Origin of the sequence: Streptomyces sp. CC224B, assembly GCF_030010595.1 — a bacterium.
GTDB lineage: Bacteria > Actinomycetota > Actinomycetes > Streptomycetales > Streptomycetaceae > Streptomyces > Streptomyces longispororuber.
The window spans coordinates 1-11,437 of record NZ_JASCXL010000041.1 but is presented as its reverse complement, the minus strand read 5'-3'; the positions used below and the strand labels follow the sequence as shown (position 1 = coordinate 11,437).

The following is an 11,437-nucleotide window of genomic DNA, read 5'->3' as shown; positions in this document are numbered from 1 at the left end:
CCCCGGCCGGAAGAAGCCTGTGGATAACTTCCCGGCCTGTCGGCGCGGACCCCTATCGTGGAGGCAGTGGTCGAGGTGCGACAGGCGGGGGCACGGCGATGAGCGGGATCAGTGGGGTCGGCATGGCAGAGGTGGTGGAGAGCGACGCGCTGCGGACGCTCCACCGGGTGTTCGGGTACGACGCATTCCGGGGTGAGCAAGAGGCGATCATCGAGCACGTGGTGGCGGGCGGCGACGCGGTCGTCCTCATGCCGACCGGCGGCGGCAAGTCGCTGTGCTACCAGATCCCGGCCCTGGTCAGACCCGGTACGGGCGTCGTCGTCTCGCCGCTGATCGCGCTCATGCAGGACCAGGTCGACGCGTTGCGCGCCCTGGGCGTCAGGGCCGGTTTCATGAACTCGACGCAGGACTTCGACGAGCGCCGCGTGGTCGAGGCCGAGCTGCTCGCGGGCGAGCTGGACGTGCTGTACCTGGCGCCGGAGCGGCTGCGCCTGGACACCACGCTCCATCTGCTCTCCCGGGCCGAGATCTCCGTCTTCGCGATCGACGAGGCGCACTGCGTGGCCCAGTGGGGCCACGACTTCCGGCCCGACTACCTGGCGCTGTCCGTCCTCGGGGAGCGCTGGCCCGACGTCCCCCGGATCGCGCTGACGGCCACGGCGACGGACGCCACGCACCGGGAGATCACGCAGCGCCTGGCGATGCAGGACGCCAAGCACTTCGTGGCCAGCTTCGACCGGCCGAACATCCAGTACCGGATCGTGCCGAAGTCCGACCCGAAGAAGCAGCTCCTCACCTTCCTGAAGGAGGAGCACGACGGCGACGCGGGCATCGTCTACTGCCTGTCCCGCAGGTCGGTCGAGCAGATCGCCGAGTTCCTGTCCGCCCACGGCGTCGAGGCCGTGCCGTACCACGCGGGGCTCGACGCCGGCACCCGCGCCCGCAACCAGGCCCGCTTCCTGCGCGAGGAGGGCCTGGTCGTGGTCGCCACGATCGCCTTCGGCATGGGCATCGACAAGCCCGACGTCCGCTTCGTGGCCCACCTGGACCTGCCCAAGTCGGTGGAGGGGTACTACCAGGAGACGGGCCGGGCGGGCCGCGACGGCCTGCCCTCGACGGCCTGGATGGCGTACGGCCTCCAGGACGTCGTGCAGCAGCGCAAGCTGATCCAGTCCAGCGAGGGCGACGAGGCGTTCCGGCGCCGCTCCGCGGCCCATCTGGACGCGATGCTCGCGCTGTGCGAGACCGTCCAGTGCCGCCGCGCCCAGCTCCTGCGGTACTTCGGCCAGGACCCGACGGACGCCTCCTGCGGGAACTGCGACACGTGCCTGACGCCCCCGGAGACCTGGGACGGCACGATCGCCGCGCAGAAGGTCCTCTCCACGGTGGTGCGGCTGAAGCGGGAGCGCGGCCAGAAATTCGGCACGGGCCAGATCGTCGACATCCTGCTCGGCCGCAAGACCGCCAAGGTGATCCAGTTCGACCACGACCAGCTCTCCGTCTTCGGCATCGGCGAGGAGCTCGGCGAGCCCGAGTGGCGGGGCGTGATCCGCCAGCTCCTCGCCCAGGACCTCCTCGCGGTCGAGGGGGAGTACGGCACGCTGGTGCTGACCGAGGCGAGCGCCGCGGTGCTCGGCCGCCAGCGGGACGTGCCGCTGCGCAAGGAGCCGAAGAAGCCGGCGGGCTCGGCGCGGTCCACCCCGCGCGGCGAGCGCAAGGCCAAGGCCGTGGCCGCCGCGGCGGACCTGCCCGAGGAGGCGACACCGCTCTTCGAGGCGCTGCGCGCCTGGCGTGCGGAGCAGGCCAGGGAGCAGGGCGTACCGGCCTACGTGATCTTCCACGACGCCACGCTCCGCGAGATCGCGGTGGCCCGGCCCGCGACGGTCGCGGAGCTCGGCGGCATCAGCGGGGTCGGAGAGAAGAAGCTGGTGACCTATGGGGAAGGCGTCCTGGAGGTGGTGGCGGGGCAGGGCTGATATCCGACGGGCCGGGATCGCCCGCTGCGCGCCGTCGTCGGCCGGCGGGCACCCGACGACGGCGAAGGGAGGGCAGCTCAGCCCGTCCGGCGTTTGAGGACGAGGCGCGGAGCGCCGACAAGGGGGAGAGGGGCGGAGCCCCAGACGGGAAGGGCGGGGGCCCGGGGTGGCAGCCCCCGGTTCGGGGAGGGGTGGGCCCGGGGCGCCCCGCGCGGGCCCCGGCCCCGGCAAGCCCCTCCCGGCCCGGCGCCGCCTCAGCGCGCCGAGGCGATCCGGCCCGTCACCTCGCCGAGACCCACCCGCGTGCCCCCCGGCCCCGGGGCCCACGCCGACAGCGTGACCACGTCCCCGTCCTCCAGGAACGTCCGCTTGCCCGAGGGCAGTTCGAGGGGGTCGCGGCCGTTCCAGGTGAGCTCGATGAGCGAGCCGAACTGGTCGGGGGAGGGCCCGCTGACGGTGCCGGAGCCGTAGAGGTCGCCGGTGCGCAGGGACGCGCCGTTGACCGTCATGTGGGCGAGCTGCTGGGCGGCGGTCCAGTAGACGGTGGAAAAGGGAGGGCTGGAGACGACCTCGCCGTTGAGGGTGACGGTGATGCGCAGGTCGTAGCCGCCGGGCTCGTCGGAGGCGGTCTCGGCGGAGTCGTCCAGGTACGGCAGCAGGGGCTCGGTGCGCTCCGGCGGGGCGACCCGGGCCGCGTCCAGGGCCTCCAGCGGAGTGACCCACGCCGAGACGGAGGTGGCGAAGGACTTGCCGAGGAACGGCCCGAGGGGCACGTACTCCCAGGCCTGGATGTCCCGGGCCGACCAGTCGTTGAGGAGGCACAGGCCGAAGACGTGCTCGCGGAAGTCCGCGAGCGGCACCGGGGTGCCGGGCGTGGAGGGCTTGCCGACGACGAAGCCCACCTCCGCCTCGATGTCGAGCTTGACGGACGGGCCGAAGACGGGCGCGGTGTCGGCGGGTGTCTTGCGCTGGCCGGTGGGGCGCACCACGTCCGTCCCGGAGACCACGACGGTGCCGGAGCGGCCGTGGTAACCGATGGGCAGGTGCTTCCAGTTGGGGGTGAGCGGCGTCGGGGAGTCCGGGCGGAACATCCGGCCCAGGTTCGACGCGTGGTGCTCGGAGGCGTAGAAGTCGACGTAGTCGGCGACGTCGAACGGCAGGTGCAGCGTGACGTCGGAGAGGGGGTGCAGCAGCGGGCGGATCACGTCGCGGTGGGCGGGCACCGTCACCCAGGCGGTCAGGGCGCGGCGCGCGTCGCTCCACGTCCGGCGGCCCGCGGCGAGCAGCGGGTTCAGCGTGGGCTGGGCGAGCAGGGACACGTACGGCGAGCCGAGGGCAGCGGCGGCGGCACCCGCGTCGAGGACGTACGACCCGATCCGGACACCGACGCGCCGCCCGTCGGCGGTGCCCGCGCCCCCGGCTCCGCCCGCGACCCCCGCTCCGGCCGGGGCCCCGGACGCGGCCGCCGGGGCGGAAGCGGAACCGGGTGCCGGCGCGCCGGGCCCGCTCGTGGAGCCGGCCGGGGTGAAGACGCCGTACGGAAGATTGTGCGGGCCGAAGGGGTCGCCCTCGGGGAGGTCGAGCGGGTTCTGCTCGGACATGCGTTCCTGCCTCGCTTTCCAATCCGGGTGCCCCACACGTTACGTGGAAGGACCGATTTAGGGCAGTGCCTAAAGAGTTAGCAATGTCCCTATAAAGCGCGCATGGAGTGGTCAATTCCGGCTCAGGTTCCTCGGGGGGACGACGCGGACGGCTCGCGTCCGGGTCGCGGCAGAGGGAACGGGTGGGGGACCCTTGACCATGGCGAGCTGCGGCGGGCTGCTGACGCCCGACCGCGAAGTGCCCGGACTCATCGTGAAGTTCGGCGACTATCCACTGCACCACGGCGGCGTCGGGGCGATCCGGAGCCTCGGCCGTATCGGCGTACCGATGTACGCCATCACCGAGGACCGGCGCACGCCGGCGGCCGTTTCCCGATATCTCACCGGAGCTTTTCCCTGGCGCACCACCGGGGCCGAGGAGCCGGGATATCTGGTCGAGGGGCTGCTGCGGATCGGGCGGCGCATCGGCAGACCGACGGTGCTCATCCCGACCGACGAGGAAGCGGCCGTACTGATCGCCGAGCACCAGCGGGAGCTCGGCGAAACGGAATTCGGCGGCTTCCTGTTCCCGCGCGTCGCGAGCGCGCTGCCGCGCCGCGTCGCCAGCAAACAGGGCCTGCACGAGCTGTGCTCGGCGTACGGCCTCAGCTCACCGGTGACCGCGTGCCCGCGCAGCCAGGCCGACATCGAGGAGTTCGCCACCACCGCCCGCTTCCCGGTGGTGGCGAAGAACAGGGAGGCGTTCCAGCGCCGCGAACAGCCCGCGGTGCACGGCACGACGCGCATCAACAGCGCCCCGGGCCTGCGGGCGCTGGCCCGGAGCTGGGGTGAGCGGCCCGGCGTGGTCCTCCAGGAGTACCTGCCGCGCGAGCAGGCCGAGGACTGGGTCGTGCACGCGTACTTCGACGGCAACTCCGCGCCCCTGGCCCTGTTCACCGGGGTGAAGGTGCGTTCCTGGCCGCCGCACGCCGGTATGACGGCGCACGCGTACGTCGTCGACAACCCGGAACTCGCGGACCTCGCCGCGCGTTTCGTCAAAGAGATCGGCTTCACCGGCATCATCGACCTCGACCTGCGCTTCGACCGCCGCGACGGCAAGTACAAACTGCTCGACTTCAACCCCCGCATGGGCGCCCAGTTCCGTCTCTTCGAGAGCGAGACGGGCATCGACGTCGTGCGGGCCATGCACCTGCACCTCACCGGCCGCGAGGTCCCGGAGGGCGACCAGCGCGCCGGCCGCCGCTACGTGGTGGAGAACATCGACCTGCCCGCCCTCGTCGCCTACCGCCGCAGCGGCTATCTGACCCCGCACGCTCCCGCCCGCGCGAGCGGCACGGAGCTGGCGTGGCTCGCCGCCGACGACATGAAGCCGTTCTTCACGATGCTGGCGCGCTTCCTGCGGCCGGGGGCGAAGCACCTGTACGAGCTGTGGCGGACATCCCGCCGGGGCGCCCCGGCGGGATAGCCGCCCCGCGAGCCGGGGGGCGGGGCCCCGGGCAGGAAACCGCCGGAGGAAGCCGCACGAAGCGAGCCATGCGAAGCAAGCCGTACGAAGCGAGGCGTACGAAGCAAGCCGTGCGAAGGAAGCCGCACGAAGGAAGACAGCAGTGCGCGCCGTGCGTGCCGCGGTGCGTGCGATGTCCTGGGGAGGGACTTCGTGAAGGAACCAGTGGCAGTCATCGGGGCAGGGCCCTACGGCCTGTCCACCGCGGCCCACCTGCGGGCCCGCGGCATACCCGTCCGCGTCTTCGGCGACCCCATGGTGAGCTGGCGCTCCCACATGCCCGCGGGCATGCTCCTGAAGTCCACCCCGGCGGCGTCGGCCATCGACGCGCCCCAGCCCGGCCACACCCTCGCCGACTACTGCGCGGACGCGGGCATCCCGCGCCTGGTCAGGGACGAGGACATCGTCCCTGTCGAGACGTTCGTCGCGTACGGCCGGTGGTTCCAGGAGCGGCTCGTGCCCGGCCTGGAGCGGGTCGGGGTGGTGTCCGTGGACCGCGGTGAGGCGGGCGGCTTCGAGCTGAAGCTGGACTCGGGGGAGCAGTTCACCGCCCGCGCGGTCGTGGTCGCCAGCGGTCTGACGGGCCTGGCCCGGGTCCCGCCCGTGCTGGCGGCCGCGGTGCCCGAGGGCCCCTCGCCCGCCGGGCCGCTCTCGCACAGCGCCCAGCACCACGACCTCACGCGGTACGCGGACACCGACCTGATCGTCGTCGGCGCGGGCCAGTCCGCCCTGGAGACGGCCGTGCTCGCCGCCGAGGCGGGCGCCCGGGTCCGGGTCGTGGCGCGCGGCCGGGGCGCCGTCGGCTTCGGCGCGCCCCCGTGGCGGCAGCCCCGGCTGCGTCCGGAGTCCCCCTTCGGCCGCGCCTGGTCGCTGTACGCGCTGAGCTACCACGCCGACCTGTACCGCCACCTGCCGCCGGCCACCCGCCACCACCTCACCCGCCACGTCCTCGGCCCGCTCGGCGCCTGGTGGCTGCGCGAGCGGTTCGGCCGCGCGGTCGAGGCGTACGAGGTGCGGCGCTTCGTGCGGGCCCGGACCGAGGACGGGCGTCCGGTCCTGACCGTGGAGACCCTCGGCGGCCGGACACGGGAGCTCGTCGCCGACCACGTTGTCGCCGCCACGGGCTACCGCGTCGACCTCGCCGCCCTGAGCTTCCTCGGCCACGGCCTGCGCGCCCGCATGGCGGTCAGCCGGGGCACGCCCCGGCTCGGCGCGGGGTACGCCTCCTCGGTGCCGGGGCTGTACTTCACGGGCATGCTGGCCGGGTCGTCGTACGGGCCGCTGATGCGGTTCGTGTGCGGCACGGAGTTCGCCTCGCCGCGCCTGGCGCGGCACCTGGCGGCGGCCCACGGCTGAGCGGGCCGCCGACGGCTCACGGCACCCGGAGCCCGCGGCCCGGGGCGGTCACGTCCCGGGCAGCACCGGCATGGGGGCGGGCTCGGCGGAGCGCATGCGCTCCGGCGTCCAGTGGTCCCCGGCCGCGCCCGGGGCGTGCTCGACGCGCTCGCCGCTCACGGTGTCGGACACCGTGCCCTTCCCGCCGGAGCCCGGGCGTCCGCTCCCGTCCCCGCTGCCGCCGCCGCTGCCGTCCGCGGCCGAGGCCTGCCAGGCGAGGCCCGCGGTGAGCAGCGCGAGGGCGGTCGCGGTGGCGAGGGCGAGCTTGCGGGTCTGCGGGAGTGCCATGTCGTTCCTTGTCGTCGTCTCGGGGGCGTACCGAACGGCACGGATCGCCCCTGGTCTTGCCTGGTGCACCGGATGCACCAGGTGCACCAGGTGTGCCGGGTGCACCAGGTGTGCCGGGTGACCGGTTTCCGGGTGCGCCGGTACTTCTGTGACGTGGCCGGGCGCCGGGAGGTTCCGGCCACGGGCGGCTGCGGCTCCACGTGCCGGGGTATCGGAGGGCGGGATCGGGGGGCTTGGTCGTGCGGGGCAGCGGAATCCAAGGCCTGGGCGTGCGGGGCAGCGGCGGCGAGGGCTTGGTCGTGCGGGGCGCCGGGACCGAGAGGCTGGTCGTGCGGGACGCCGGGGAGCAAAGCCCGGGCGGGCGGGGCCCGGTGGCCCGAGCTCGGCCTCCGGGGTCCGGGAAGCCGGGCCTTCGGGCGCGGAGGGGACAAATCCGGACGAGCCCGGAGGCGTCCCGTCGCCGTCGCGTTGCGGCGCGCCCCGTTCCGGTGAACCCGGGGCGGGCGGTCACGCTCGGCGCGCCTTGGCGCCCCCGGCGTGCGCGAGCTGGGGGTTGCCCGCGCGCCACCAGGTGTCTGCCGGGAGTGCGCCCGGCGCATCCGAACCGTCACAGCTCCTGCCACGCGGCTTACCGGCCGGGCTCGGATCCGTATTCTTCGGATCATGGCCGCTCCCCTCGCGTATTCCCTCATCGCCACCGACCTGGACGGAACGCTGCTCCGCGGCGACGACACGGTCTCCGACCGCTCGCGCCGGGCGCTGGCCGCCGCGAGCGAGGGCGGAGCGCGGCACCTCGTCGTCACCGGCCGCCCCGCGCCCCGCGTGCGCCCGCTCTTCGACGACCTCGGCTACGACGGGCTCGCCGTGTGCGGCCAAGGCGCGCAGCTCTACGACGCCGGGGCCGACCGCATGGTGTGGTCGGTGACGCTCGACCGGGAGCTCGCGGAGGTGGCGCTCGGGAAGATCGAGGCGGAGGTCGGCGAGGTCTTCGCCGCGGTCGACCAGGACGGCGTCGAGGGCCTGACGCTGATCGAGCCCGGCTACGAGATGCCGCACCCGACGCTGCCCGCAGTCCGGGTGCCCGGCCGGGACGTGCTGTGGGAGGAGCCGATCAGCAAGGTGCTGCTGCGCCACCCCACCCTGGCCGACGACGAGTTGGCGGGCGTCGCCCGGGCCGTCGTCGGCTCGCTCGCCACGGTGACGATGTCCGGCCCCGGCACGGTGGAGCTCCAGCCCTGCGGCGTCACCAAGGCGACCGGTCTCGCCCTGGCGGCGGAGCGGCTCGGGCTGTGCGCGGCCGACACGATCGCCTTCGGTGACATGCCGAACGACATCCCCATGTTCGCGTGGGCGGCCCACGGCGTGGCGATGGCCAACGCCCACCACGAACTGAAGCGGCGGGCGGACGAATTGACCCTCTCCAACGAGGAGGACGGGATCGCCGTCGTCCTGGAGCGGATGCTCCGCGCCGCCGATGGCCGGAAATCGGTGGGTGGGAGGCAGCTCGCGTGAGGGCACTCGGCACGGTGCGGTGTGGCCGCGGGATCACTCGGCGTGGTCTGCTGGGGCGCGCCGCGGCACCCGCCTGTGCCGGGAAGCCGTACGGGAAGCCGTACCGGAGGCCCGGCGGGGCGGTCGGCGGAGCGACCGGGAGACGATCGACATGTGGGGCAGCTCGCCCGACGGGTGATGAAACGGTCATTTCCTGTGTGTCGGGGCAGGCCGGTTCCCGCTGGCCGGGCAGGTGCTGGCTGTGATCGAAAGGCGACCGGATACGCTGACTTGAGTGATGGCAGCGACACATCGACAAACCGTGTCATCGACGAATGATCGACCGAGTGATCGACTTGTGATCGTCAGCAGACAGGAGAACCCCTCGTGACCGTCGTCGGGCCCTTCGGGCTGAGCGTGCGGGACCAGGCTCTCGAAGCCGATGTCCAGGCAGGATTGGCGGCTGTCGAGGAGGGCCTGCTCGAGGCCACCAAGAGCGAAGTGCCCTTCATCACCGAGGCCGCGCAGCACCTCGTGCGCGCGGGAGGCAAACGTTTTCGGCCACTCCTGGTGATGCTCGCGGCGCAGTTCGGTGACCCGTACGCCCCGGGGATCGTGCCGTCCGCCGTGGTCGTCGAGCTGACGCACCTCGCGACGCTCTACCACGACGACGTGATGGACGAGGCCGATGTGCGCCGTGGCGTGCCCAGCGCCAACCAGCGCTGGGGCAACTCCGTGGCCGTCCTCACCGGCGACTTCCTGTTCGCGCGCGCCTCGCACATCCTGGCCGACCTCGGCCCCGAGGCCGTCCGCATCCAGGCCGAGGCCTTCGAGCGCCTGGTCACCGGGCAGATCCTGGAGACCGCGGGGCCGCGCGACGGGCGCGACCCGGTCGAGCACTACCTGGACGTCATCGGCGGCAAGACCGGCTCGCTGATCGCCGTGGCGGGCCGCTTCGGCGCGATGATGTCCGGCGCGGACGAGACGGTCGTGGACGTCCTGACCCAGTACGGGGAGCGGCTCGGGGTCGCCTTCCAGCTCGCCGACGACGTCCTCGACATCGCCTCCGAGTCCACCGAGTCAGGGAAGACGCCGGGGACCGACCTGCGCGAGGGCATCCCCACGCTGCCGGTGCTGCGGCTGCGCGAGCGGGTGGCGCGGCTCGGCCTCCCGGAGGACGTCGCGCTCAGCGAACTGCTCGACTCCGACCTCACGGACGACGCCCGGCACGCCGAGGCGCTCACGCTGCTGCGCGCCCACCCCGCGCTGGAGCAGGCCCGGCGGGACACGGTGCGGTACGCGCAGGAGGCGCGCGCCACGCTGGCCCCGCTGCCGGAGGGCAAGGCCAAGGGCGCCCTCGTCGAGCTCTGCGACCTGGTGGTGCACCGGGCCGGGTGAGCCACCCGGCGCGCCCGCGGCCCGGCGTGGCTGCTCGCGGGGTTCCCCGCGCCCCCGTCGGGGCGCCGCGAGCCCCGGTCAACCGCCGTGCCCCCGGAGGGCCATGGTGTCCGGTCGTCTCCCCCAGGGCGGCGCCTCCCCTTACGGGACGGGGGAGGTGCGGCCCCTCCGTGTCATCCCCGAGCAGTACGCGGAGTTGCACCCGGGGTCTGACGCTTCCCGCTGGCTGATTTGGTCGGATAGGGGCAGCCGAAAGGCAGGCACGGACCACCACTCCTGACCAATTCGGGTGAGAATGGCGGCGCGGGGTGGACGAGTGCGCGTACGAAATCGGAAAGCCGCCGCCGACCACGGAGGTAAGGCACACAATGGCACCGTACGAATCGGAGCAGGACACCACCGAGGCCGAGGAGCGGAGCGCCGGCCGGCGCAAGGCGGCGCGTTACCTCGTGCCCGTCGCGGTGGCGGGGGTGGCGGCGGCGACCATCGGGCTGGTCCCGGCGCTCGCCTCGGGGGACGACCCGGACCTGCCGAAGCTCACCGCACAGGAACTCATCGAGAAGATCGCCGCGTCGGACACCGAGCGGCTGTCCGGCACCGTGAAGATCAACACGGATCTGGGTCTGCCCTCGCTCGGCGGCGCCGGCGCCGGTGCCTTCGCGCCGGGCGGCTCCGGCGGTGGCGACGGCGAGGACGGTGACGGCAAGGGCTCGGCCGCCGACCCCGGCGCCAAGCTGATGGAGCTGGCGTCCGGCTCGCACACGCTGCGCGTCGCGGCGGACGGCCCGGAGAAGCAGAAGATATCCGTCCTGGACGACGCCGCCGAGTACAGCGTGATCCACAACGGCGACGACGTATGGGCGTACGACAGCGCGTCCAACGAGGCGTACCACGCGAAGGACGCCGGGCGGAAGGCGCGGGGCGGCGAGAAGGGCGAGCTGCCGAAGGAGGTCCCGGCGACGCCCAAGGAGTTCGCCGAGCAGGCCCTGGAGGCGGCCGACAAGACGACGTCGGTGACGGTCGACGGCAGCGCCAAGGTCGCGGGCCGCGACGCCTACCGCCTGGTGCTCACGCCCAAGGACTCCGGCACCACGGTCGGCCGGATCGCCATCGCGGTGGACGCGAAGACGGGGACGCCGCTGAAGTTCACGCTGACCCCGGCGGGCGGCGGCGCGGCCGTCGTCGACGCGGGCTTCACCAAGGTCGACTTCGGCAGGCCGGCCGCGGACACCTTCGACTTCACGCCGCCCAAGGGTACGAAGGTCACCGAGGAGGGCAGCGGCCCCGGTGAGCACCGGGGCGGCGACGGCAAGGACGTCGGGGAGCCCGGCGTCGAGGTCATCGGCGAGGGCTGGACGTCGGTCGCGAAGATCAAGCTGCCGGGCGGCCAGGGCCTGCCCGCCCCGGGCTCGACGGACATGCCGGCGGACGCCCAGCGCTTCCTCGACTCCCTCGGCGACAAGGTCGACGGCGCCTTCGGCTCGGGCACGGTCTTCAAGACCCGCCTGGTCAACGCGCTGGTCACCGACGACGGAACGGTGTACGCGGGCGCGGTGACGAAGGACGCCCTCGTCAAGGCGGCCGAGTCCGACCGCTAGCCGACGTCGCCACGGGCCCACGGCATCACGGGCCCACAGCGGTAGGGGCCCCGAATCCACGGGGCCCCGAACGTACGGGGTCACGACAGCACGGGGTCACGACAGCACAGGGCGAGGAAGCGCTGGGCGTCCGCCGGCATGTCCGTCGAGCCCGGGGCGGGCAGGCCCTGGCCGCCCGGAAGCTTG

Annotated in this window: 8 protein-coding genes; 6 read left to right on the top strand and 2 right to left on the bottom strand. The window is 73.5% G+C overall.

Features of this window, described 5'->3' with window-relative positions; genetic code table 11:
* Positions 1–122: 122 nt before the first annotated feature.
* Positions 123–1,976, top strand: coding sequence for a DNA helicase RecQ (recQ, locus tag QK440_RS18020; RefSeq protein ID WP_282794142.1), 1,854 nt, complete (start codon positions 123–125; stop codon positions 1,974–1,976).
* Between the two features lie 254 nt (positions 1,977–2,230).
* Here the strand turns inward: recQ and fahA are convergent, their stop codons facing one another.
* On the bottom strand, positions 2,231–3,577 hold the full coding sequence (fahA, locus tag QK440_RS18015; protein ID WP_282794141.1) for a fumarylacetoacetase: 1,347 nt from the start codon (positions 3,575–3,577) through the stop codon (positions 2,231–2,233).
* Between the two features lie 199 nt (positions 3,578–3,776).
* Here fahA and QK440_RS18010 point away from each other — a divergent pair, with 199 nt between their 5' ends.
* Together QK440_RS18010 and QK440_RS18005 are read left to right on the top strand one after the other, a co-directional pair.
* Positions 3,777–5,042, top strand: a complete 1,266-nt coding sequence (locus QK440_RS18010; protein WP_282794190.1) for an ATP-grasp domain-containing protein — start codon at positions 3,777–3,779, stop codon at positions 5,040–5,042.
* Between the two features lie 192 nt (positions 5,043–5,234).
* Positions 5,235–6,437 (top strand): FAD-dependent oxidoreductase, encoded by a 1,203-nt coding sequence (locus tag QK440_RS18005; RefSeq protein WP_282794140.1) that lies wholly within the window; start codon positions 5,235–5,237, stop codon positions 6,435–6,437.
* Between the two features lie 48 nt (positions 6,438–6,485).
* Here the strand turns inward: QK440_RS18005 and QK440_RS18000 are convergent, their stop codons facing one another.
* Positions 6,486–6,764 carry a hypothetical protein gene (locus QK440_RS18000; protein WP_282794139.1) on the bottom strand — a complete coding sequence of 93 codons (279 nt, stop codon included), beginning with the start codon at positions 6,762–6,764 and terminating at the stop codon, positions 6,486–6,488.
* Between the two features lie 663 nt (positions 6,765–7,427).
* Here QK440_RS18000 and QK440_RS17995 point away from each other — a divergent pair.
* From QK440_RS17995 to QK440_RS17985, 3 genes are all read left to right on the top strand, one after another.
* On the top strand, positions 7,428–8,276 hold the full coding sequence (locus QK440_RS17995) for an HAD family hydrolase (protein ID WP_282794138.1): 849 nt from the start codon (positions 7,428–7,430) through the stop codon (positions 8,274–8,276).
* 366 nt (positions 8,277–8,642) lie between these two features.
* Positions 8,643–9,653, top strand: a complete 1,011-nt coding sequence (locus tag QK440_RS17990; protein WP_282794137.1) for a polyprenyl synthetase family protein — start codon at positions 8,643–8,645, stop codon at positions 9,651–9,653.
* Positions 9,654–10,021: 368 nt separating this feature from the next.
* Positions 10,022–11,251, top strand: coding sequence for a sigma-E factor regulatory protein RseB domain-containing protein (locus tag QK440_RS17985; protein WP_282794136.1), 1,230 nt, complete (start codon positions 10,022–10,024; stop codon positions 11,249–11,251).
* Positions 11,252–11,437 lie beyond the last annotated feature (186 nt).